The sequence below is a fragment of the Brevundimonas sp. genome, assembly GCF_016463295.1.
Taxonomy (GTDB): Bacteria; Pseudomonadota; Alphaproteobacteria; order Caulobacterales; family Caulobacteraceae; genus Brevundimonas.
The window spans coordinates 26,678-47,308 of the sequence record NZ_JAEMRO010000006.1 but is presented as its reverse complement, the minus strand read 5'-3'; the positions used below and the strand labels follow the sequence as shown (position 1 = coordinate 47,308).

Annotated in this window: 21 protein-coding genes, 1 tRNA gene and 1 other annotated feature; of the genes, 9 read left to right on the top strand and 13 right to left on the bottom strand. The window is 66.7% G+C overall.

Going from position 1 to position 20,631, the window contains the following annotated elements; all coding sequences use genetic code 11:
• Positions 1–47: 47 nt before the first annotated feature.
• Positions 48–995 carry a glycosyltransferase family 9 protein gene (locus tag JHC81_RS03340; protein ID WP_292170634.1) on the bottom strand — a complete coding sequence of 316 codons (948 nt, stop codon included), beginning with the start codon at positions 993–995 and terminating at the stop codon, positions 48–50.
• A 95-nt stretch (positions 996–1,090) separates the two neighbouring features.
• Here JHC81_RS03340 and JHC81_RS03335 point away from each other — a divergent pair, with 95 nt between their 5' ends.
• From JHC81_RS03335 to JHC81_RS03325, 3 genes are all read left to right on the top strand, one after another.
• Positions 1,091–1,885, top strand: a complete 795-nt coding sequence (locus JHC81_RS03335; protein WP_292170631.1) for a folate-binding protein — start codon at positions 1,091–1,093, stop codon at positions 1,883–1,885.
• Positions 1,886–1,948: 63 nt separating this feature from the next.
• The gene (locus JHC81_RS03330; protein ID WP_292170630.1) at positions 1,949–2,764 is read left to right on the top strand and encodes a ferredoxin--NADP reductase; all 816 of its coding nucleotides are present in this window, start codon (positions 1,949–1,951) and stop codon (positions 2,762–2,764) included.
• Positions 2,736–3,080, top strand: a complete 345-nt coding sequence (locus JHC81_RS03325; RefSeq protein ID WP_292170627.1) for a chorismate mutase — start codon at positions 2,736–2,738, stop codon at positions 3,078–3,080. Before JHC81_RS03330 ends, JHC81_RS03325 begins: the two co-directional genes overlap by 29 nt.
• Here the strand turns inward: JHC81_RS03325 and JHC81_RS03320 are convergent.
• Entirely contained in the window at positions 3,077–3,871 is a 795-nt protein-coding gene (locus tag JHC81_RS03320) for a LytTR family DNA-binding domain-containing protein (protein WP_292170625.1), read from the bottom strand. The genes JHC81_RS03325 and JHC81_RS03320 overlap by 4 nt on opposite strands.
• A gap of 43 nt (positions 3,872–3,914) precedes the next feature.
• On the opposite strand from JHC81_RS03320, the gene JHC81_RS03315 reads away from it, so the two are divergent.
• Entirely contained in the window at positions 3,915–4,271 is a 357-nt protein-coding gene (locus tag JHC81_RS03315; RefSeq protein WP_292170622.1) for a hypothetical protein, read from the top strand.
• Positions 4,268–5,116, top strand: a complete 849-nt coding sequence (locus JHC81_RS03310; RefSeq protein ID WP_292170619.1) for a CPBP family intramembrane glutamic endopeptidase — start codon at positions 4,268–4,270, stop codon at positions 5,114–5,116. The genes JHC81_RS03315 and JHC81_RS03310 overlap by 4 nt, the downstream gene beginning before the upstream one ends.
• Here the strand turns inward: JHC81_RS03310 and JHC81_RS03305 are convergent.
• From JHC81_RS03305 to JHC81_RS03295, 3 genes are all read right to left on the bottom strand, one after another.
• Positions 5,097–5,450, bottom strand: a complete 354-nt coding sequence (locus JHC81_RS03305) for an Hpt domain-containing protein (protein ID WP_292170616.1) — start codon at positions 5,448–5,450, stop codon at positions 5,097–5,099. The two genes, JHC81_RS03310 and JHC81_RS03305, sit on opposite strands and share 20 nt — an antisense overlap.
• Positions 5,450–6,871 (bottom strand): amino acid permease, encoded by a 1,422-nt coding sequence (locus JHC81_RS03300; RefSeq protein ID WP_292170614.1) that lies wholly within the window; start codon positions 6,869–6,871, stop codon positions 5,450–5,452. The genes JHC81_RS03305 and JHC81_RS03300 overlap by 1 nt, the downstream gene beginning before the upstream one ends.
• 125 nt (positions 6,872–6,996) lie before the next feature.
• On the bottom strand, positions 6,997–7,749 hold the full coding sequence (locus JHC81_RS03295) for an alpha/beta hydrolase (RefSeq protein WP_292170611.1): 753 nt from the start codon (positions 7,747–7,749) through the stop codon (positions 6,997–6,999).
• Between the two features lie 244 nt (positions 7,750–7,993).
• Between JHC81_RS03295 and JHC81_RS03290 the strand changes: the two genes are divergently transcribed.
• Positions 7,994–8,069, top strand: a tRNA-Lys gene (locus tag JHC81_RS03290).
• Between the two features lie 104 nt (positions 8,070–8,173).
• Here JHC81_RS03290 and JHC81_RS03285 read toward each other — a convergent pair.
• The gene (locus JHC81_RS03285; protein WP_292170608.1) at positions 8,174–9,883 is read right to left on the bottom strand and encodes a HAMP domain-containing sensor histidine kinase; all 1,710 of its coding nucleotides are present in this window, start codon (positions 9,881–9,883) and stop codon (positions 8,174–8,176) included.
• Positions 9,884–10,056: 173 nt separating this feature from the next.
• On the opposite strand from JHC81_RS03285, the gene JHC81_RS03280 reads away from it, so the two are divergent.
• Complete coding sequence (locus JHC81_RS03280) at positions 10,057–10,518, top strand: SufE family protein (RefSeq protein ID WP_292170606.1); 462 nt, start codon at positions 10,057–10,059, stop codon at positions 10,516–10,518.
• Here the strand turns inward: JHC81_RS03280 and JHC81_RS03275 are convergent.
• The 3 genes from JHC81_RS03275 to JHC81_RS03265 form a co-directional block, all read right to left on the bottom strand.
• Positions 10,507–11,022 (bottom strand): hypothetical protein, encoded by a 516-nt coding sequence (locus JHC81_RS03275; protein ID WP_292170605.1) that lies wholly within the window; start codon positions 11,020–11,022, stop codon positions 10,507–10,509. The two genes, JHC81_RS03280 and JHC81_RS03275, sit on opposite strands and share 12 nt — an antisense overlap.
• A gap of 138 nt (positions 11,023–11,160) precedes the next feature.
• Positions 11,161–11,865, bottom strand: coding sequence for a DUF6456 domain-containing protein (locus tag JHC81_RS03270; protein ID WP_292170604.1), 705 nt, complete (start codon positions 11,863–11,865; stop codon positions 11,161–11,163).
• Positions 11,862–12,218: a chromosomal replication initiator DnaA gene (locus JHC81_RS03265; RefSeq protein ID WP_292170602.1), complete on the bottom strand. Its 357-nt coding sequence runs from the start codon at positions 12,216–12,218 to the stop codon at positions 11,862–11,864. Before JHC81_RS03265 ends, JHC81_RS03270 begins: the two co-directional genes overlap by 4 nt.
• Positions 12,219–12,524: 306 nt before the next feature.
• Here JHC81_RS03265 and ctrA point away from each other — a divergent pair, with 306 nt between their 5' ends.
• A complete protein-coding gene (ctrA, locus tag JHC81_RS03260; RefSeq protein ID WP_292170600.1) occupies positions 12,525–13,232 on the top strand; it encodes a response regulator transcription factor CtrA in 708 nt (235 codons plus the stop codon).
• A 118-nt stretch (positions 13,233–13,350) separates the two neighbouring features.
• Here ctrA and JHC81_RS03255 read toward each other — a convergent pair whose 3' ends face one another.
• The gene (locus JHC81_RS03255) at positions 13,351–14,826 is read right to left on the bottom strand and encodes a SulP family inorganic anion transporter (protein WP_366465523.1); all 1,476 of its coding nucleotides are present in this window, start codon (positions 14,824–14,826) and stop codon (positions 13,351–13,353) included.
• Between the two features lie 42 nt (positions 14,827–14,868).
• Positions 14,869–14,933 (bottom strand) — a sequence feature (sul1 is cis-regulatory element that is thought to sense ions involved in sulfur or methionine metabolism; They are found in Alphaproteobacteria).
• Positions 14,934–15,661: 728 nt separating this feature from the next.
• On the opposite strand from JHC81_RS03255, the gene JHC81_RS03250 reads away from it, so the two are divergent.
• Complete coding sequence (locus tag JHC81_RS03250; protein ID WP_292170595.1) at positions 15,662–16,951, top strand: outer membrane protein transport protein; 1,290 nt, start codon at positions 15,662–15,664, stop codon at positions 16,949–16,951.
• Positions 16,952–17,069: 118 nt separating this feature from the next.
• On the opposite strand, the gene JHC81_RS03245 is transcribed toward JHC81_RS03250, so the two are convergent.
• The 3 genes from JHC81_RS03245 to JHC81_RS03235 form a co-directional block, all read right to left on the bottom strand.
• On the bottom strand, positions 17,070–17,696 hold the full coding sequence (locus JHC81_RS03245) for a hypothetical protein (protein WP_292170594.1): 627 nt from the start codon (positions 17,694–17,696) through the stop codon (positions 17,070–17,072).
• Between the two features lie 152 nt (positions 17,697–17,848).
• Complete coding sequence (locus JHC81_RS03240) at positions 17,849–19,351, bottom strand: DEAD/DEAH box helicase (RefSeq protein WP_292170592.1); 1,503 nt, start codon at positions 19,349–19,351, stop codon at positions 17,849–17,851.
• Positions 19,352–19,667: 316 nt separating this feature from the next.
• Positions 19,668–20,525, bottom strand: coding sequence for a glycoside hydrolase family 16 protein (locus JHC81_RS03235; protein WP_292170590.1), 858 nt, complete (start codon positions 20,523–20,525; stop codon positions 19,668–19,670).
• Positions 20,526–20,631 lie beyond the last annotated feature (106 nt).

The window sequence follows — 20,631 nt, the reverse complement described above, 5'->3', positions numbered from 1 at the left end:
CATCCGGCAGCCTTCGGCTGCCACCTTCTCCCGCAAGGGGAGAAGGATCAGGTCTGTAGAATTTTTCGCGCCGCCTTCAGCACCCGCTCTGCCGGCAGGTCGTTCATGTGCTGGATGGCCTGGTTCAGGCGCGGGTCGATCTTGCGGTATTCCTCGACCGAGCGGGGACCGCGCACGGCGACGCCGGTCCAGGGGCCGCGCTCGGCCTCGTCGGACGGGCCGAAGGCGGCAACCACGGGCGCACCGGCCGCCGTGGCCAGATGGGTCCACAGCGAATCCGGACCCAGATACAGCGTCGCGCGACCCAGTAGAGCCACGGCCTGCAACGGCGTCAGACGGCCAACCAGTTCGGTCGCCCGGCCCCGGCTGACCGCCAGGCGAATGGTGTGGGCGTCGTCGCGGTCCTTTTCGTCGCCCAGGATCAGCAGCCGTCCGCCCGCCAAGGGACCGTCGTCGGCCATCAGGGGCGCGGCGACCTTGGCATAGCGTTCGGCGGGCCAGTGGCGACCCATCCAGTCGGTGCCGGGGGCCACGGCGATGATGGGGCCGGTGATCGGAGGGATCAGGGCGTCGACAGTCGCCTGCGTATCTTCCGACACGAACAGGCGGGGTGCCGGGATGTCGTCCAGATGCAGCACCCGGGCGGCCAGTTCGACGGCATGCACGCCCGCCTCGCCCGGACCGCGCACGGCCCGCTTCTGGCGTTTCAGCTTGCCGGAAATGGTCGAGCCGCGCATGTCGACCACCAGCCCCCAGCGGGTGTCGCGCACCTGGTTCCACAGGCCCAGCCAGTCCAGCCGCGTCTCCTTGTCCAGCACGATCAGGCGGCGCAGACGCGGGGTGTCGGCGAACAGCGGCGCACTTGTCCTGGACCCCACGATGGTGAAGTCCGCCGTCGGCATCGCCTCGACCAGATAGGCCAGCACGCCGGACGACAGGACGGCATCCTCCGGACTGGTCTCGGCAATGTACAGAATGGGGAAACGGGCCGACATGACTGGACCGTATACGGATTCTCGTTCTGAGATCAGGGGGACACAACCTATCCCCAGCTATGGTTCGCGGGTGCCGCCGTGCCTATCTTGCGCCCATGACACAGATTGCCCGCCTCGACAGCCGCGCCCTGATCCGGGTGTCGGGCCCCGATGCCCGCCCGTTCCTGCACAATCTGCTGACCCAGGACGTGGAGACGCTGGCCGACGGCACCGTGCGGTATGGGGCCCTGCTGTCGCCGCCGGGGCGGCTGCTGTTCGACCTGTTCCTGTGGGGCGAAGCGGACGGTGTGGTGCTGGATGTGGCGGCGGACCGGCGCGAGGCGTTGATCCAGCGGCTGTCGATGTATCGCCTGCGCTCGGATGTGCAGATCGCGGCACTGGACGAGCCGGTGTTTGCCGCCTGGGACGGCGAGGCGGCGGGCTTCGCGGCCGACCCGCGACTGGCCGCGCTGGGCGGGCGGGCCTGGGGCCTGAACGTCGAGACGACGGCGAGCGAGGACGACTATCGCGCCCACGGCATTCGGCATGGCGTGGCCGATCCGGCGCTGGACACGGTGCCGGACAAGACCTGGCCGATCGAGGCCAACTTCGACCTGCTGAACGGCATCGACTTCCACAAGGGCTGTTTCATCGGCCAGGAGACGGCCTCGCGCATGCACCGGCGCGGCACGGTCAAGAACCGGATGATGGGCCTGACCTTCGACGGTCCGCCGCCTCCATTCGGGGCCGAGGTGCTGAACGGGAGCTTGCGCGCCGGAGAGGTTCTGGGCGGGCACGAGGGTGCTGCCATCGCCCTGTTGCGCGTCGATCGGCTGGACGGGGCGCTGAGTGTCGACGGACGGCCCGTCACCGCCCATTGGCCCCAATGGATGCCGCACGACGCCGGCTGACACCTCCACAGCGACACCCCATCCCTTTCGCCGGACGCCCTCAACCGCTAACAGACGCCGCACATGACCGACGCCGCCGTATCCCCCCCTCCCGTCAAGGCCAGCCCCTTCCATGAACTGGAGGTGCTGTCGGTGCGCCACTGGACCGATCAGCTGTTTAGCTTCCGCATCGCTCGGCCCGAGGACTTCCGCTTTCGCTCCGGCGAGTTCGTGATGATCGGCCTGCCTGGCGAGGATGGCGGAAAACCGATCCTGCGGGCCTATTCCATCGCCAGCCCGCACTGGGACGAGGAGCTGGAGTTCCTGTCCATCGCCGTGCCCGACGGCCCTCTGACCTCGCGCCTGGTCAAGATCAAGCCGGGCGACACTGTCCTGATGGGCAAGAAGCCGACCGGCACCCTGGTGCTGGATGCGCTGACGGGCGGAGAACGGCTGTGGCTGATTGGGACGGGCACGGGCCTGGCTCCCTGGCTGTCGGTCGCGCGGGACCCGGACACCTACGCACGGTTCGGTCAGGTGATCGTCTGCCATACGGTGCGCAATGTCGCCGATCTGGCCTATCGCGATTTCTTCACCGCCGGCATCCATGACGACCCTCTGATCGGCGAGGAGGCGAAGGCCCAGCTGGTCTATTATCCTACCGTCACGCGCGAGCGGTTCGAAACGCCGGGACGGATCACCGAACGGATCAAGTCTGGCGACGTCTTCGCCGACCTGGGCCTGCCCATCGGCTTTTCGCCCAATACCGACCGCGTCATGCTGTGCGGGTCGATGGCCATGATCAAGGAGACCGGCGAGCTGCTGGAAACCTATGGCCTTAAGGAAGGCTCCAACGCCGAGCCCGGCGACTATGTGCTGGAGCGCGCCTTTGTCGGATGAAGTCCTGATCGATGCGCGAACGGCCCCCGAGGCCTGCGAGACGATGGTTCAGGTGCGCCAGGGCGTCGACGCCCTGGACCGCGCCCTGGTGACCCTGCTGGCCGAGCGCCAGCGCTATATGCACGCGGCCGCCCGCATCAAGCCCAGCCGCGACGTGGTCCATGACGACGCCCGCATCGAGGACGTCGTGGCCAAGGTGCTGGCCGCCGCAGGGCCCGCCGGCCTGTCGCCCGACATCGCCGAGCCCGTCTGGCGCACCCTGATCGACCGCTGCATCGCCCATGAGCTGGCGGTGTGGGACCAGACGCGGGGCTAATCCAGCGCCGCCCTGTAGGCGCGCCCCACCGGAACACGCGCGCCGTCATCCATCGACAGCCCTTCGGCACCACGGCGGCGTACACGGCTGCGGTTGACGACGAACGACTTGTGGACACGGACAAATCCATAGGGTGCCAGCCGTTCCGCCAGGGTCTTCAAGAGCTCGGAGGCGAAGACCTCGCCCGTATCGCTGACGATGCGCGCGAAGTTGGCCTCGGCCTCCAGACAGACGATGGTCGTGGGGTCCAGCAGGACCTGGCCATGCCCGACCTTGACCGCCACGGGCCCATGCGGGCGATCCGCCGCCAGGCGTGACATCGTCAACTGAGCCTCGGCCAGCTCGCGCCGCCGAACCTCCGCCTCCAGGATCAGGCGGGTGCGATACCCGCCCCAGGCCAGACGGATGGCCAGGGCTATGCCGGAGATCACCACAAGGTTCAGCAGGTCCTGCGCCCAGGACTGGTCCATGCCGAGATGCATCAGCACCGCATGGCCCACGGTCGCGCCGAGCAGGACGGTCGCCGCCATGACCGGCCAGCGCCAGTGTCCCGACATCCGGTCGTGCAGCCATACGACCGAATGCGCCGTCGCCGCCGACGTGGTGATGATGGCCAGGGCCAGCAGGCTGGCCCGACCTGCGCCTTCCTCGCTCCAGATCAGAATGGACAAGAGGCCGGCGGCCAGCAGCCAGGCCGCCGCGACCGCCAGCCAGGCGATGCGATCCAGCCGACGGTCGTTCGTCACCGCAGGGCGTCGTTCGTCCGTCGAGGCTGGCATCGATCCGGTCATTACGGCCAAGCCTGTCGCATCGCCAACGCCTCGGAGCAAGACCATGACCATTCCCTTCCCTACCGCCCGGACCGCACTGATCGCCGCCGTCCTGACCACTCTTACAGGCGCAGCTCTGGCGGCCACGCCGGACCGCCCGACTGCGCAGGCCCGCAATGACGCCTCACGTCCGTGCGAGGGCCGGGTCACCACCCTGGCCTGGGGGGCCTATGTGTCCGACACACGGGGACGGTGCGCGCCCCACTCGGGTCGTGTCGCGGCCTCCGACACCCTCACGGTCAGGGTCGATTCGCCAAAGGTGGTCCTCGCCAGACCCGAAACCTGCGGGGACGAGCGCCGCTGGCTGGGCGGGGCCGTCTGGATTTGCCGCGACGGTGCCGATCGGGACGGTGCACGATGACGCGCGCAGCCTTCATCGACGCCCAGGGCCAGGGCCGGCACGGCTGGCTTCGGACCCTGGGCACCCTTGGCCTGATCATCGCGGGTGCGATCGTCGTTCTGATTCCCGTCAGGATGCTGGTATTTCCCTGGCTTCAGGCCAATGGGACCGACATGCCGGAGCCGATGCGCTCGGGCATCCTGGCGCTGGCCGCGGGTGCCTTGTTCGCGGGCGTACTGGCCGGACTGTTTCTGGGGTTGCGGTGGCTGCATCGCCGCAGCGTAGCCAGCGTGCTGACCATCGCCCCGCGCTTCCGTGTGAACCATGCGGCGATCGGCTTCACTCTGACCGTCGTTCTGGTGGGTGGCGTTGGCATCCTGATAGATCCCGGCGGGGTCAAGTCTCTGGCCGATTTCGATCCGGCCATCGTCGCCTTCAGCCTGGTCGCCATGTTGATCGGCTTCGGCATCCAGGCCTCGGCGGAAGAGGTGCTGTTTCGCGGCTATATCCTGCAGGTCGCCCGGCGGGCCCTGCGCGCGCGATGGGCGGCAGCGGCCCTCAGCATCGGCCTCTTTACGGTGGCGCACTATGGCTATGGCGTGGAGTCGGCGGTCTTCAGCCTGATCACCGCCGTCGGCCTGACCGCCTGTGTCCTTCTGCTGGACGGGCTGGAGATGGCGATGGGGATCCATGTCGCCAACAATCTGGTCGTGGGCTTTCTGTTTCAGGACCTGGCCGACGCCAATGCCCCCAGCGCCTCCGGGTTCGCCTGGGATCAAATCGCAGCCGACGCCGCCATCATGCTGGCGCTGGTCGGGATCGCCTTCGCCTTGCGTCGTTTGGCCCTCAGGCCCGCAGCGACCTGAGCATCAGCGCATGCCGATAGGCGGCCACGTCGGCCAGTGCCGCATCCAGGGCCGTGCGGACCCGGTCCAGCAGGGGGGCGACCGTTGCCTTGTCGCCGCCTTCGGCCTCGGCGCAGAGTTCGGCCAGAGCCCCTGCCCCGATCCCGAGCGCGGCCCCGCGGATGGTGTGGACCGCGTCACGCCAGCCTTCTTCGCGCACATCCAGCATGGGCGACCAGAGCGAGGCCTGCTGGACGAACAGGCCCAGCACCTCTTCCCCGATGGCGTCGTCGCCGGCGGTCATGGCCTCCAGCACGGTGAAGTCGACCGCGCCGGAGACGTCGCGCAGAGCCATCAGCCAGCAGTCTCTTCGCCCTTGGCCAGGCGCGAGTGGCGGGCCGACCAGGCGAAGTAGATCAGCAGCCCACCGACGTTCCAGATCAGAAACCAGACCTGGGTGTTCACCGGCAGGCTGAACAACAGATACAGGCAGCCCGCGATGCCCAGCGGGCCGATGATCCAGGCCAGCGGGGCCTTGAATACCCGCGTGCGCACCGCATCCCGGACCCGCAGCACCAGCAGGCTGGCACAGACGGCCGTGAAGGCGGCCAGCGTCCCGGCATTGGCCAGGGCCGCGATCTCGTCCAGCGGCAGCAGCCCGGCCAGAATGCTGACTATCACGGCGGTGAACAGGGTGACGACCACCGGCACCCCGCGGGCCGACACCTGGCCCAGGCGGCGCGGCAACAGGCCGTCGCGCGCCATGACGTAGAAGATTCGGGTCTGACCATAGAAGAAGGCCAGGATCACTGTCGGCACGCCGACGATGACGGCGGCGGCCACGATCTGGGCGGCCAGGGGCTGTTCGAGAATGCGCAGGATCAGGGCCAGGGGCTCGCCGCTGTCGGCGAACTGGCCGAACGGCATGGAGCCCACCGCCAGGGCCGCGACCAGCATGTAAAGGATGGTGCAGATGACCATGGAGCCCAGGATGCCGATGGTCAGGTCTCGGGCCGGATTACGCGTCTCCTCCGCCGCCGTCGCCACCGCATCGAAGCCGTAGAAGGCAAAGAAGACAATGGCTGCCCCGGCCATCACCCCGACCTCGGCCCCCGCCGGTCCGTTCTTGTTGAAGCCGAAGGGCATCAGCGGCTCGAAGTTCGCCGGATCGAACGCGGGCGCGACGACCGCGATGAAGACCAGCAGGGCACTGCATTTGATGACGACCAGTACCGCATTGACCGTCGCGCTCTCCTTGGTGCCCAGCAGCAGCAGGCCGGTCACCGCCAGGATGATCAGCACCGCCGGGATGTTGATGATGCCGTCCGCATGCGGCCCTGCGGTCAAGGCCTGGGGAAGAACGATGTCGATGGTTCGCAGGAAGCCGACCGCATATTCAGACCAGCCCACGGCCACGGCACTGACCACCAGAGAATATTCCAGGATCAGACTCCAGCCGATGATCCAGGCGATGGCTTCGCCCAAGGCGGCATAGCTGTAGGTATAGGCCCCGCCAGACGCCGGCATCATGGTCGCCAGTTCGGCGTAGGCCAGCGCCACGCAGGCGCAGATCACGCCGACGATGGCGAAGGCCACGATGATGCCCGGCCCGGCCTTCTCCACGCCGACGCCGGTCAGCGTGTAGATGCCGGTGCCCACGATGGCCCCGATGCCCAGCAGCATCAGATGCGGCCAGCCCAGCGTCTTCTTCAGCGTCGGTCCGTCGTGCGGGGCCAGCATGGCGTCGATCGAACGACGGCGGTTCCAGAAGGCCATGAGTGCGTTTCCCCGTCCGGCACCTGTCGCGCCGATTCACGGCAGCCTAGCGCGAGGCCCTGACGAAGGAAACGCAACTCTCGAGCGGGAGACCCGCCCGTGGAAGCAACCAAGTTTCGGCGACTCTACCGCCCCGCCGCCGAGACGATCGCTGCGGCCACGGCGTCCGGCTGGTTCAGCATGACCAGGTGGCCGCCATCGACCTCGACGACCTCGGCGTTCATCGCCTCTGCAAACATGTGCTGCAGCGGCGGGGGAATGATCTGGTCCTGGGTGGCGATCACATAGGTCGTCGGGCGCACGGTCCAGGCCGCGACCTCACCCACCGCTCCGTCATTGACCTGATAGAAGGTCGGATGCTGGGTCGCGGCCAGGACCGCCTGACGCTCCGGCGACAGGCCGGTCGCGAACCAGGTCGCCATGGCTTCGGCCGGCCAGGTGACCCAGCCGCCGGCATCGGCGTGCAGCAGCCCGACCCAGGGCGGAGCCTCGGGCGCGGAGGCCAGCAGGCTGTTGATGCTCTGACCCGGCGCCGGCGCAAAGGCCGTGACATAGACCAGGCCCACGACACGGGGATGGTTGCCCACCTCGGAAATCACCACCCCGCCATAGGAATGGCCGACCAGCAGGATGTCGCCCTCGATATCGTCCAGCACGCGGGTGACGTTGGCGACGTCGGCATCCAGACTGGACAGGGGGTTCTGAACGGCCACGACCTTCAATCCGGCGTCGTGCAGATGCGGGATCACATACTCCCAACACGAACCGTCGGCCCAGGCGCCGTGCACCAGCACGACGGTGGGTCCGGACGAGGAGGCCGAAGCGGAGCCTTCGGCGGCGAATACGGGGGAAGCGAAAGGGTACAGCGAGGCGGACATGCAGTCTCTCCCTGGTTTCGGCAGAATAGCCAATGGCTACGCTAGGCCAGGCTTGCGACATGTCCGTGACCGGCACCCGGCTGGCGGCTGTCGAAATCGGCCCTGCGACAAAGCGGAACGGCGGGCGGAAACGCCTTGCCTTGACCGCCGTTCGCCTCTATGTCCGCCCGTTCTCGCCCGTCCAGCAATGGCACAGGCGCGGACGGCACGGCTCTTGCGAGAGCCTGCCCGGACGACATGGTACGGGTGATTAGCTCAGTTGGTAGAGCAGCTGACTCTTAATCAGCGGGTCGTAGGTTCGAACCCTACATCACCCACCATCGTCATCTGATTATCAGACATGCCTAGGTCCTGCTTTGATCGGGACCGTTACGGCTTTCGGTTCTCTAGGCCGCTTCGGGCGGCATGGAGGCGTCCCTGGTCGCTAGTTCGTATTCCCCAAGGCCCCAGCCAGCGGCATCGGGATGATCTCAGCCCCGCCCTCCGGCACCGGCGCGCGCGCAGGGACGGCTACGGGCATGCGTACTGTCACGGCCGTGCCTTCGCCCAGGGTGCTGTCGATGCTCATCTGGCCGCCGTGCAGTTCGGCGAGCGCCCGAACCAACGAAAGGCCCAGGCCGGTGCCCTGACGGCGCTGCTCGATGGCCCCGGCCTGTTCGAACGGACGGCCCAGGCGTTTGACATCTTCCGGCGCGATGCCGACGCCGGTGTCGGCCACCGCCAGTTCCAGCCACGATCCGACCGCCTCGCTGGTGATCGTCACGGCCCCGCCTGCGGGCGTGAACTTCACCGCATTGGACAGCAGGTTCAGCGTGATCTGCTTGAGCGCCCGCTTGTCGGCCGAGACCTCCAGCGGATCGGACGGCAGGATGGCCGACAGGTTGACGCCCCGCTCGTCGGCGGTGACGCGCACCAGGGCCACGGCCGCCGACAGGATTTCGCGCGCATCGAAACGTTCCAGCGACAGGGTATAGCGTTCGGCCTCGATCTTGGAGACGTCCAGCACGTCATTGATCAGGTCCAGCAGATGCCCGCCCGCCTCATGGATGTTGTCGGCATACTGTCCATATCGATCGGGCAGGGGGCCGAACAGCCGCTGCCGCATCATGTCGGCAAATCCCAGAACGGCGTTCAGCGGCGTGCGCAGCTCGTGGCTCATATTGGCCAGGAAGCGAGTCTTTCCCGCCTCGCGCGTCTCGGCCTCGAACCGTGCGGCCTCCAGGCCCAGCTCATGGGCATACTGCGATGTCGCGTCGAAGGCCTGGACGATCAGGCGCAGGCCATCCGCCTCGTCCATCCGGCTGAGGTGCAGTTGCAGCCTACGGTCCAGGGCCCCGCGCGGCGCAATCCGCACCGTGGCGTCCTGACCCGCCAGGGCCTTGGACATCGCCGCCAGCAGGGCCGGGCGGTCCGGTGCATGGGACGTGGCGATCAGGCCTTCGGCAAACAGGGGATCGACCGAGACCCCCGCCGGCGGCTGGCCATAGGCGGCGCGCACCTGTCCGTCGGGCGAGACCACCAGCGTCAGGCTGCCCTGCGATGCCAGCAGGCGCTCCAGACGCTGCGTCTCGGCCTCGGCGCGGCCCAGTCGCCGCTCGGCCTGACGCCAGGACAGGCGCACCGCCGGTATGGCCGCCCCCGCTGTCAGCAGGGCCGCGACCGTCGCCAGCACGGGCCGATGCGGCCCGACATCGACCAGCAGGGTGGAGAACAGCCCGGCCAGGGTCGCAAGCGCTACGCCCAACGCTCCGATCTGCACCGCCCTCGACCCGCCCATGGCCAGGCCGGCCGCCAGCGGCAGGAAGACAAACCCGGCCAGAGGCCCGCTCAGTCCGCCCGAAAACGCCGCCGTGATTACTGCCGCCAGTCCCCAGGCCGCCAGCAGCAGCAGACGCTCGGCCTGGCCGTTGCGGATCAGCAGGCCCACCCCGATCAGGCCGGGCACCACCATGGCCACGATGCCGTAGAAGATCGCTCCGTCGACCGCTCCCAGCCAGCGTCCACCCAGCGCCAGCAGGGCAGCCGCCACCGCCCATGCGGCATGCCAGGCAGCCAGCGCCGGTCCATCCTCGGCGCGGTCGGAACCGGCGTGGGGGCGGGGCGGCGCGTGATCGGGCTGCGGCGGTAGGTTCAAGTCGGCGTCGTGCTGTGTCCGGAGCAAATCTCCGATGCTTGCAGGTTAGCGAACGGGGTGAGTCGCCCCAAGGCGGTTCCCGCCACAGGCGACTGGTTCAAGCCTGCCAGCGCTGATTTCAGGGGAGCGTTCGGGCGGTTGTCGTTAATGATCTATGAGCCTATCTGCCGCCCATGACCTCGACCGCTTCACTAGACCGCAAGTCCATCGACGAGACCCTGGCCGAACTGGTGGAGGAGTTCGACCTGCTGGGCGACTGGGAGGGGCGGATCGAATACGTCATCGACCTGGGCAAGAGCCTGGCCCCGCTGGCCGAGGCGGACCGGATCGAGTCGCACAAGGTACCCGGCTGCGCGGCCCAGGTCTGGCTGGCCGTGCATCCGACCGGCGACCGCCTGGTCTTCACCGCCGACAGCGACAGCGCCATTTCCAAGGGTAATATTGCCCTGTTGCTCGGCCTCTATTCCGACCGGACCCCGGATGAAATCCTGGCCTTCGACGCGCGCGCGGCTTTGGATCGTCTAGGCCTGCCACAAGCGCTGACGCCCCAGCGCGCCAATGGGCTGAACAACATGGTCGGGCGTATCCGAGCAGCAGCCGGGGCCGCCACCTTGGCAGACGCATCAGAAATATAGGCCCGTCACGTCCAGCACCGGGCGTTGACCCTCCGCCTCCTTCACGACCACCTCCGTGAGGGCGTCATCCCCACCATGCCGTTGCCAGCGCACACCGTTGCCGCCCGCCGTCCAGCGTGCGTTGCCGTTCACGACCCCATCAATCAGTCGGCCCAGGTCCGTCGCGCTGGCGCGCTCGGACGACAAGGCGCAAGTCAGGGCGTAGGCATCGCGGTCACCGCGGGTAACCGCGCGTTCCTGCAGCCGGATTCTCCAGACGCCGTCCCTGGAAGTCAGTTCGACCTCGGACGCGTAATCGTCCAGCGGCGGACTCCCGGCTGGTCGTCCGAAGCGCAGATCCTGCGCGGCGCGCATAGCTCGCTCGAAACTGGCAGACCGACCCGCATACGGCAGGCAGACCCTGTTCAGTACGACCGCCGGATCGACAGTCTGGGCCTGGGCCGGTGGTGCGGACAACAACGCGGCCGCAATTCCTGCGACCAGAATAACTGACTTCAACTTCATTCTCGCTCAGATCGTGGCGTGCGGCCGACGAGTTCGCGCGCGGGGCCGCGGCGACCCGTTACGGGCTATTCCTAGGCGGCCCTGGCCGGAACGGAAAGTTACGAGACTGTAATCGTCAGAAATCGTCGGTTCGCCCGGTCACCCGATCCGATAATGCGCGGCCAAGGCCGTCAGCCCTTGGATCAACATGGCTCTACCGGTGCGGCGGCGCAGGCCCAGATCCTGTTCGGCCAACTGCAGGGATGAAGCGCGGATGCAGACGGCCTCGACCATTCGTCGCGCAGGCCCGCAGGCGCTCAACGCCGCCTCGACCCGGCGTCCCGCCGCGAGAGCCTGATCGCCCGGCTCGGCGCGTGTAGCCGAGCCACCGCCGGAGCGCGGCAAGGCGTCCCAGCGCATGGTCAACGATGGCCCGCGCAGAGCAGCCTCTGCGTCCAGGCTCAGGCGCTGCGCCGCCGCCACCTGGGCCGGTGACAGCCAGGGCCGGCCAGCCTCGTCCTTGTGTCGGGCCAGCCAGCCGATGGCCGACTGGCCCAGATTGGCGCGTCGCGGCGTGAACCGTCCGTCGCGCTCGGCGACCAAGGCCACGCCCTCGATCATCCCTGGCCGACCCGGCGGTGACGTAGCGTCGGTGACAGGCGCGGGTCGCGGCAACCAGCCGCCGCCCGGCCGGACACGCAGGCCCGGCTGGTCGATCAGGTCCCGAAACGTCGCCTCGTTCAAGGTCAGCAGAACGCGCGTGCGTCGATTGGCACCGACCCTCAAGACGTAACCGTGGCCGACACCGTCGATCCAGGCCCCGTTGCGTGCCAGCAGCCGCCTAGCCTTGGCCAGATCGCTCATGCCGACAGCTCGCAGCGCGGGGCGTCCAGAACATCGCGCAGATTGCGCTCCAGCCGGTCCATCAGCGCATCGAGACGCGGCTGATCCCGCTCGTCTTCGGCCCAGCGACAGGCGGCGGCGACCGTCGCCCGGTTCATGCCGAACGCATGGCCCACGTGATCCAGGGTCCAGCTGTAGGTCACATGCGCCAGATACAGGGCCAGCCAGCGCGCCTTGCCCGCCGCCCCCGACAGCCGCGCCCGCGCCGTCATGACCTCCACCGGCACGCCCGTGGTGGCCGCCACCATCTGCAGGGCCAGCCCCGCCTTGATCCGGTCCGCGACCGTCACCTGAACTCGATACGCCTGCGTCATCGATACACCCCTCATCCACTGATCGACCGGTCGTTCAAACCGACCCGGTCTTGAAAATAGGAATATAGTCCTGTTGCGTCAGTTGCGGTCGTAGGCGTCGGGAAAGCCTCTCGCGGCGCTGGGGATCGAAAAAAACCGCCGGATTGACTCGCGGAGTCTCGACGGCGATTCGCAAATCAGCCTAGTGATTCTCATATCGGGACGCCGTTAACCTTTCTTAAGGTTTTGAGAGATTAACGTGCGAACAAGGTTACCCGTTAAGCGGGACCATATTCATACGGCTGAGCTTGGCCTGGAGGGGCTTGAATGCGCGTTCTGCTTATCGAAGACGATCACGCGACCGCGCAAAGCATCGAGCTGATGCTGAAGTCGGAAGGCTTCAACGTCTACACGACCGATCTTGGTGAAGAAGGCATCGATCTGGGCAAGATCTATGACTACGACCTGATCCTGCTGGACCTCAACCTGCCCGACATGAACGGCCTGGAAGTCCTGCGCCAGCTGCGCGTCGGCAAGGTCAACACGCCGGTGATGATCCTGTCGGGTTCGACCGAGATCGAAACCAAGGTCAAGACGTTTGGCGGCGGCGCCGACGACTACATGACCAAGCCGTTCCACAAGGACGAACTGATCGCGCGCACCCACGCCGTGGTCCGCCGCTCCAAGGGTCACGCCCAGGCCATCATCCACACCGGCGAGATCGCGGTGAACCTGGACGGCAAGACGGTCGAGGTGAACGGTCACCGCGTCCATCTGACGGGCAAGGAATACCAGATGCTGGAGCTGCTCTCGCTCCGCAAGGGCACCACCCTGACCAAGGAAATGTTCCTGAACCACCTGTACGGCGGCATGGACGAGCCCGAGCTGAAGATCATCGACGTCTTCATCTGCAAGCTGCGCAAGAAGCTGGCCACCGCCGCCGGCGGCAAACACTATATCGAGACCGTCTGGGGCCGGGGCTACGTCCTGCGCGACCCGTCGGAAGGCCAGCAGCCCGCCAGCGCCGCGGCCTGATCTACAGGGACGAAACACCAGAAACTAACGACGCCCGCCGGATCGCTCCGGCGGGCGTTCTCGTATGTGCGGCCCGACGACCGGGGCCGTCGCCGGGCCGGCAATCTGATACCATCGCCTAATGTGTAGCGCCCGCAGGCAGGTGATCCTTGTCGTGCCTGCCAACCCTGTCGATCAGGCCCTGTCCGGCCTTGTTCATGCCGATGACCTCGACCTCGGCCCCTTGGCGGCGATAGCGGAAGACGACCTTGTCCACGGCGGCGACGCCGGTCAGATCCCACAGATGGGCACCCGTCATGTCGATCTCGACGCGCGTTGGATGGCCGTGATGCTCGAAGGCGGCGGCAAAGACATCGGCGGAGGCAAAGAACAGATTGCCGGTCACCCGGTAGCGCAGACGTCCTTCTTCCGGCGTCTCGATCTCCTCGACCACGACAGTCTTGCCGACCTTGCGCATGAAGAAGACGGCCGACAGGACCACGCCCAGCACCACTCCTTTTGACAGGTCGTGGGTGATCACCACGGTCGCCGTGGTGGCGATCATCACGATGGACGACTGGATGGGCGTGGAGCGCAGGTTCGCCACCGACTTCCAGTCGAAGGTGCCGATCGAGACCATGATCATGACGGCCACCAGCGCCGCCATCGGGATCTGCGCCACCCAGTCCTGAAGCACCAGGATGAGGAACAGCAGGAATAATCCGGCCCACAGGGTCGACAGCCGTCCCCGCGCGCCGCTGGTCACATTGATGATCGACTGGCCGATCATGGCACAGCCGGCCATGCCGCCGAACAGGGATGAGGCGATGTTGGCGATGCCCTGGCCGCGCGTCTCGCGATCCTTGTCGGACGGCGTGTCGGTGATGTCGTCCAGCAGATTGGCCGTCAGCAGGCTTTCCAGCAGGCCGACGAAGGCCAGGGTGGCCGCCACCGGTCCGATGATCGCCAGCGTCTCCCACGTCAGCGGCACATTGGGCAGATGGAACATCGGCAGGGTCGAGGGCATCTGGCCCATGTCGCCCACGGTCCGCACGTCCAGCCCAATGAAGATCACCAGCGCGCTGATGGCCACGATGGCGATCAGGGGCGACGGCACCGCCCTCGTGATGCGGGGGAAGCCGTAGATGATGACGAGGGACGCGCCGACCAGGGCGAAGGTCTGCCAGTTGGCCCCGATCAGCTCGGGCATCTGGGCCAGGAAGATCAGGATGGCCAAAGAGTTGACGAAACCGGTCATCACACTGCGCGACACGAACTTGATGTAGCGGCCCAGTTTCAGCAGGCCGATGAGGATCTGGAACACACCGGTCAACAGCGAGGCCGCGAACAGATATTCCAGCCCGTGATCGCGCACGAGGCCGACCATCAGCAAGGCCATGGCCCCTGTCGCGGCCGAGATCATGGCCGGGCGACCGCCGACGAAGGCGATGGTCACCGCGATGACGAAACTGGCGTACAGGCCCACCGCCGGATCGACCCCGGCGATGATCGAGAAGGCGATAGCCTCCGGTATCAGGGCGAGGGCCACGACGGTGCCCGCCAGCAGATCGCGGCGGGGATTGGCGAGCCATTGCTGGCGCGCGGAAGCGAGGATGGTCATGAGGATTTCATCTGGATGGATCGCATCGGGCGATCCGATTTCCTGACGGATGGGCGGTCAGGATAGCCACCCTTGGACTGTGAGCAGCCCGCGGGTCCAAGGTGAAGTCGCCTCAATGCCCCCAAGATCGGCGAGACGCAAGGGTTAGGTCGGGCCAGCATTTCTCATATGTCGCGAGCACCAGTTGGATTGGCCACCTGAATGGCGATTGGAGCAGAAGCGGGCACCCTGTAGAACAATACTCTCGCAGCCTGGAGGTCAAAGATGCGGACAATCGCTATCCTCCTCAGGTCGATAGTCGGACCCGTGGTCGGCGCGGGGCTGGTAGGTTGTCCGCCGAACTCAAATTCCGGACCATTCAGTGCAGATCCACGACCCGCGACTGAAGCCGAAGTCCGGACAGTCCTCGTGCGCGGCGACTTTTGGAAGGATAAGCATATCTCAGAGTTCTTTGGCGCGGATGGGACTTGGGCTTCGACGGGAGAAATCATCCCCATGCAAGGAACATACACGGTCAAGGGCGATGTGTTCTGCACCGTCTGGGGCCCGTCTACTCTCCAATGCCGGCGTATCGTGATTACCAGCCAGGGTCCCGTTATCAGAAGACAAGACGACAGATGTCGGTACCGTCGTGCACATCAACATACGCTGACGCCTGAGCTCGACACCCATCGTTCGGTGACCCACTAAACATCGATCACCTTCGCGCGAGACGGCCGCGCAGGCATTGCGGCCTGTAGCCGGGTCGCTCATTCCACGCGGGCCTCCCCGGCACAGTTCCAGTCCCGCCGCCGATCCGATCGGTGCCGCGTTTCCGAAAGTCAGTCCCATGAACACGTCCCGCCTTCTTCTGGCCGGCGCGGCCTCGGTCGTCGCCGTCGCCGCCGCATCGCCTGCCGCCGCCCAGGCCTATTATCTGCAGGAACAGTCCGCCCGCGCGGCCGGCCGGGCCTATTCGGGCGAGGCGGCCGATACCGGCGTCTCGTCGCTGTGGTGGAACCCCGCCGCCATCGCCCGCAGCGGGCGCGAGGTGACCGCCAGCATCCATGCGGTCGCCGTCGGCTCTGAGGTGAAGAACACGGGTTCGACTCTGACGTATCCCGGCGACGTCACGGTGCCGGTGTCCGGCAATGACGCCAACACCCCGATCGAGAGCGGCCTGGTACCCAACTTCGCCATCGCCACGCCCGTCGGCGACCGGTTCGCCGTCGGCCTGGCCATCGCCGCGCCGTACAATTTCACCACAAAGTATCAGCCGGAGGCCTTCGCCCGCTATGACGCCCTGACGTCCGAACTGCGCTCGGCCAACATCGGCCTGGTGGGGGCGATGAAGGTGACGGACTGGCTCGATATCGGCGCGGGCTTCGACGCCCAGTATGCCAAGGCCAAGCTGACCTCCGCCCTGCCGAATCTGTCGCCCGCGCTGCCGGACGGGTTCTCCTCGCTGGAAGGCGACGGTATCGCCTATGGCTGGAACGTGGGCGCGCAGGCCCGCTTTGGTCGCTTCGACCTGGGGCTCAGCTATCGGTCGTCCATCGAGCATGAGCTGGACGGCGACGTCCTGATCTCCGGCCTGGTCGGGCCGCTGGAGGGGGCCAATGTGGACACGGCAGGCACCGCCGGTTTCAGCGTCCCGTCCTTCCTCGCCGCCTCCGTCCGCTATCGCGCGACGGACAGGCTGACCCTGAACGCCCAGGTCAACCGTATCGGCTGGTCAGAATTCGACGCTATCCGCGTGGTCTATCCGACCGGCGGCCAGACCATCGTTCAGGACTACAAGGATGTGACGACCGGCGCGGTCGGCTTCGACTATGTCGCCACCGACACCCTGACCTTCCGGGGCGGGGTGGGCTACACGCCCACGCCGACGCGCGACACCGAACGCACGGCCCGCATCCCCGACGCCAACCGCTGGCTGGTCTCGGGCGGCGTCTCGGTCAAGGCGACCGATCGGCTGACGATGGACCTGGGCCTGACCTATGTCGCCTTCGAGGACGGCGACATCTTCAGCGACCGCACCCTGTACGAAGGCACCCCCGCCGCCACACTGTCCAGCCTGCGCGGCACCGCCGAGGGCTATGGCCTGGCCTGGTCGCTGGGCACACGCTGGGCGTTCTAGGAGAACTGAGACCCCGGACACGACGACGCCCGCCGGATCGCTCCGGCGGGCGTTTTCGCGTGCGGAGTGGGGCAGAGAGCGGGGTGTTGAATGTCCGCTGTGGGTGGGGAGCCGACGTTCAATGAGCGGTAGGAAGCGGCGTCATCCGCTTTACCGCGCTCTCTTCGGCACCAGTTTGCCGCCAAACCTCTGCGAACAATTGGAATAGTCGAGCGAGTCCCTCAAAGCGGCCCCGGATTCCTCCGTAGCCATGAATAAGCGCCTTGGCCAAGGAGGCCTTGGCTCGCTGATGACCTCGAGAAGCGCCCGTCCTCAAGAGAGCTAAAGCTTTTCGTCGATCAAGCGCCACGCCTTCTCCGCGCGAGTAAAGGTGCGCGAGCGCGTTGTAGGCCGGGCCGTAATCTCTAGACGCCGCTTCTTGAAACTCAACCGACGCATCCGAGAAGCGGCCCATCTGATGATAAGTGACGCCCAGCCCGAAGTGCCCTGCGGCGTAGCCCGCTTCCGCCGCAACTCGGTACCAAGCTTCGGCACCGGCAAAATCTTTATGATCGTACCAACCCTTCGTCATACAGCCCGCCACACAAATAGTGCTGAGCATCGAACCGGCGTGTGCGAGCATCTCGAGCTCTTCTAGACCACGCTCCCACTCTGGGCCGTCGAGCAGCGCGCGAGCACGTTCGAAGTCCTCGCGAAAGGGATCGTTCAGTGCTTCCAAACCATAAAGCTCGACGGCGTCGATCATCACACTTTCAGATCATAGTCGCTTGAGATTTCCAAGTGGCGTCGAATGTCCGCAATCGGTCGAAGGCTGACCTCGGCTCCTGATCGCAGACACGACAACGCCCGCCGGGTCGCTCCGGCGGGCGTTGCTGTTCTCAGGTCACTTCAAGGCGATCAGCCCTTGGCTACATAGCCCTTGCCACCGTTGGAGGGGCGGCGGTTGCGGGGGCGGCGCTTGATCTCGCCGGCGGGCTTGCCCTCGGCGGCGGGGCCCGAGGTGTGGCGCGGGTCGTTGTTGCTGTTGCGCGGACGCTCGCGCGCCAGCGGATCGAAGGCGCGTTCCGGCACCGGACGGGCGTCGCGGCCCGGACCCGCCTTGCGGATGCGGTGCGGCTGACCGCCGCCTTCCAGCTTGACACCATCGCGGCGCGGGTTGCGCGGGCCGCGCTGCAGCTGACGATCGCCGCGCCCGTCGTCGGGCATGGAGGCCTTGGACTTGACGCCCGAGGCCATGATCGACTGGTCCAGCAGGGCCAGCGACTTGTCATTGCGACGGTCGGTGGCCGGGATCTTCTGGCGCGTGACCTTTTCGATGTCGCGCAGCAGCTTCATCTCGTCGCCGGCCACGAAGCTGACGGCCGAGCCGTCCTTGCCCGCCCGCGCGGTGCGGCCGATGCGGTGCACATAGCTTTCCGGCACATGCGGCAGCTCGAAGTTCACGACGTGCGAGACGCCGTCCACGTCGATGCCGCGCGCGGCGATGTCGGTGGCGACCAGGACGCGCAGCTTGCCGGCCTTGAAGGCGGCCAGGGTGCGTTCACGCTGGGGCTGGGACTTGTTGCCGTGGATCGCCCCGGCCTGGACGCCGCCGGCCTCCAGATAGGCCGCGACCTTGTCGGCGCCGTGCTTGGTCTTGGTGAAGACCAGGCAGCGCGTATATTCCGGATCGGCGAACATCTCGGTCAACAGGGCGCGCTTCTTGCCCTGTTCGATGTGGATGATCGACTGATTGATGCGCTCGACGGTCGTCGACTGGGGTGTGACCTGGACCTTGACCGGGTCCTTCAGCAGCTCGCCCGCCAGCTTGCCGATCTCGCTGGGCATGGTGGCCGAGAAGAACAGGTTCTGGCGCTTGGCCGGGATGCGCGACACGATCTGGCGGATCGGCTTGATGAAGCCCAGGTCCAGCATCTGGTCGGCCTCGTCCAGCACGAAGATCTCGGTCTGCGACAGGTCCAGATTGCGCTGTTGAAGATGGTCCAGCAGGCGACCGGGCGCGGCCACCAGAATGTCCAGACCCTGGTTCAGGGCGCGTTCCTGACCGCCGTATTTCACGCCGCCGAAGATGACGGCGACGCGGAAGCCCAGGTGCTTGCCATAGGATTTGAAGCTCTCGCCGATCTGGGTGGCCAGTTCGCGCGTAGGGCTCAGCACCAGGCAGCGCGTGGTGCGCGGCACCGGCGCGATGCGGTTGGCGGCCAGACGGTGCAGGATCGGCAGGGCGAAGGCAGCCGTCTTGCCGGTACCCGTCTGGGCGATGCCCAGCAGGTCCTTGCCGGCCATCACGTCCGGAATGGCCTGGGCCTGGATCGGGGTGGGGATGGTGTAGCCTTCACTGGTCAGCGCCTGCAGCAGGGCCGGGTTCAGACCGAAGGATTCGAATGTCTTGTTGCTCATGTGGAGCCGTTTCTTTCGCGTATGTGGCGACGCGCAAACGGCCATGGCTCAACGCCGAAAAGGCCGCGCACCGCCAGTCCCGATAGAGCCTCGAGATCGAGGCCGCCGGGGTGGTCGGGCGCCGCCCCGCGTGTCCGGGCAGCGAATGAATCTTGAGGGCCGGCCGCTGCTACAGTCAGGTCTTCGATAGACGGAAGACCCACACGCGCTGGAGCGCACCGGATATCGCTATTGTGCGACGCAGCACAAATGGACGCTCAATACGGCCAAGTCAAGGCGTTCGGCTTTTGGCGGCTGCCGCGTCCTCCAAGGACGCTCACGGATTTCGGCTGAACACCCGCACGTAATCGACCTCCATCCGCTGGGGGAATGCGCGGTCGTCGATGCCCTCCGCCCCGCCCCAGTCGCCGCCGACGGCGATGTTCAGGATCATGTAGAAGGGGGCATCGAACGGCCAGGTGGCGCGGTCGCCTCGGCCGTCGTTGGGAAAGCGATAGTAGCCGACATCGTCGATGCCGAAGTTGATCCCCTCGGGTGTCCACAGCACCTGATAGCGGTGAAAGGCGTCGCAGGCGTCGCGGACGCGCTTGCGGCCGCCGCGCTCGGTGCCCTGGGTATGGTTGTAGCGGGTGGTGTGGACGGTGCCGTGAACCTCGCCGCGCTCATGGCCGACGTGTTCCATGATGTCGATCTCGCCGCCTGCGGGCCATTCGGCCTCCGCGACCGGCAGCATCCAGATGGCGGGCCAGCTGCCGCGACCGCACGGGATTTTCGCCTTCACCTCATAGAAGCCATAGGTCCATTCGGCCTTGCCGCGCGTGATCAGCCGGGCGGAGGTATAGGCCTGTCCTCCCGCATCGGCGACCTGTTCGGGCGTCAGGGTCTCACGCCGGGCTTCGATGATCAGGTGACCGTTCTCGACGCGGGCGTTCTCGGGCCGGTCGGCGGAATAGTACTGGCGCTCGTTGTTGTACCAGCCCTCGCGGTTGCGATGGGTGTCATAGGACCAGCGGGTCGGGTCGGGCGGGCCGTCAGTGTTGAACTCGTCGTTCCAGACGAGGCGATAGCCGGTCAGGCTGCCGTCCTGCGGCGGGGGAGCGGATGCTGGCGCGGGCGCCGCACCAATACAGACCAGAGCGGCCAATGCCCCAAGCGTCGGTGCCAGAACTCGCATTGCGTCCTCCCGTGATCATTCTGCGACGACCTGCACTCAGGCAATCGCGGTTTGACAACGTTGTCAACTCCCGACACCTTGCGGGAAAAGACGACCACAGGGACGG

Coding starts and splice junctions, on each gene's coding strand:
- JHC81_RS03340 (WP_292170634.1), bottom strand. CDS start 995: ATGTCGGCCCGTTTCCCCATTCTGTACATTGCCGAGACCAGTCCGGAG.
- JHC81_RS03335 (WP_292170631.1), top strand. CDS start 1,091: ATGACACAGATTGCCCGCCTCGACAGCCGCGCCCTGATCCGGGTGTCG.
- JHC81_RS03330 (WP_292170630.1), top strand. CDS start 1,949: ATGACCGACGCCGCCGTATCCCCCCCTCCCGTCAAGGCCAGCCCCTTC.
- JHC81_RS03325 (WP_292170627.1), top strand. CDS start 2,736: ATGTGCTGGAGCGCGCCTTTGTCGGATGAAGTCCTGATCGATGCGCGA.
- JHC81_RS03320 (WP_292170625.1), bottom strand. CDS start 3,871: ATGACCGGATCGATGCCAGCCTCGACGGACGAACGACGCCCTGCGGTG.
- JHC81_RS03315 (WP_292170622.1), top strand. CDS start 3,915: ATGACCATTCCCTTCCCTACCGCCCGGACCGCACTGATCGCCGCCGTC.
- JHC81_RS03310 (WP_292170619.1), top strand. CDS start 4,268: ATGACGCGCGCAGCCTTCATCGACGCCCAGGGCCAGGGCCGGCACGGC.
- JHC81_RS03305 (WP_292170616.1), bottom strand. CDS start 5,450: ATGGCTCTGCGCGACGTCTCCGGCGCGGTCGACTTCACCGTGCTGGAG.
- JHC81_RS03300 (WP_292170614.1), bottom strand. CDS start 6,871: ATGGCCTTCTGGAACCGCCGTCGTTCGATCGACGCCATGCTGGCCCCG.
- JHC81_RS03295 (WP_292170611.1), bottom strand. CDS start 7,749: ATGTCCGCCTCGCTGTACCCTTTCGCTTCCCCCGTATTCGCCGCCGAA.
- JHC81_RS03280 (WP_292170606.1), top strand. CDS start 10,057: ATGACCTCGACCGCTTCACTAGACCGCAAGTCCATCGACGAGACCCTG.
- JHC81_RS03275 (WP_292170605.1), bottom strand. CDS start 11,022: ATGAAGTTGAAGTCAGTTATTCTGGTCGCAGGAATTGCGGCCGCGTTG.
- JHC81_RS03270 (WP_292170604.1), bottom strand. CDS start 11,865: ATGAGCGATCTGGCCAAGGCTAGGCGGCTGCTGGCACGCAACGGGGCC.
- JHC81_RS03265 (WP_292170602.1), bottom strand. CDS start 12,218: ATGACGCAGGCGTATCGAGTTCAGGTGACGGTCGCGGACCGGATCAAG.
- ctrA (WP_292170600.1), top strand. CDS start 12,525: ATGCGCGTTCTGCTTATCGAAGACGATCACGCGACCGCGCAAAGCATC.
- JHC81_RS03250 (WP_292170595.1), top strand. CDS start 15,662: ATGAACACGTCCCGCCTTCTTCTGGCCGGCGCGGCCTCGGTCGTCGCC.
- JHC81_RS03245 (WP_292170594.1), bottom strand. CDS start 17,696: ATGATCGACGCCGTCGAGCTTTATGGTTTGGAAGCACTGAACGATCCC.
- JHC81_RS03240 (WP_292170592.1), bottom strand. CDS start 19,351: ATGAGCAACAAGACATTCGAATCCTTCGGTCTGAACCCGGCCCTGCTG.
- JHC81_RS03235 (WP_292170590.1), bottom strand. CDS start 20,525: ATGCGAGTTCTGGCACCGACGCTTGGGGCATTGGCCGCTCTGGTCTGT.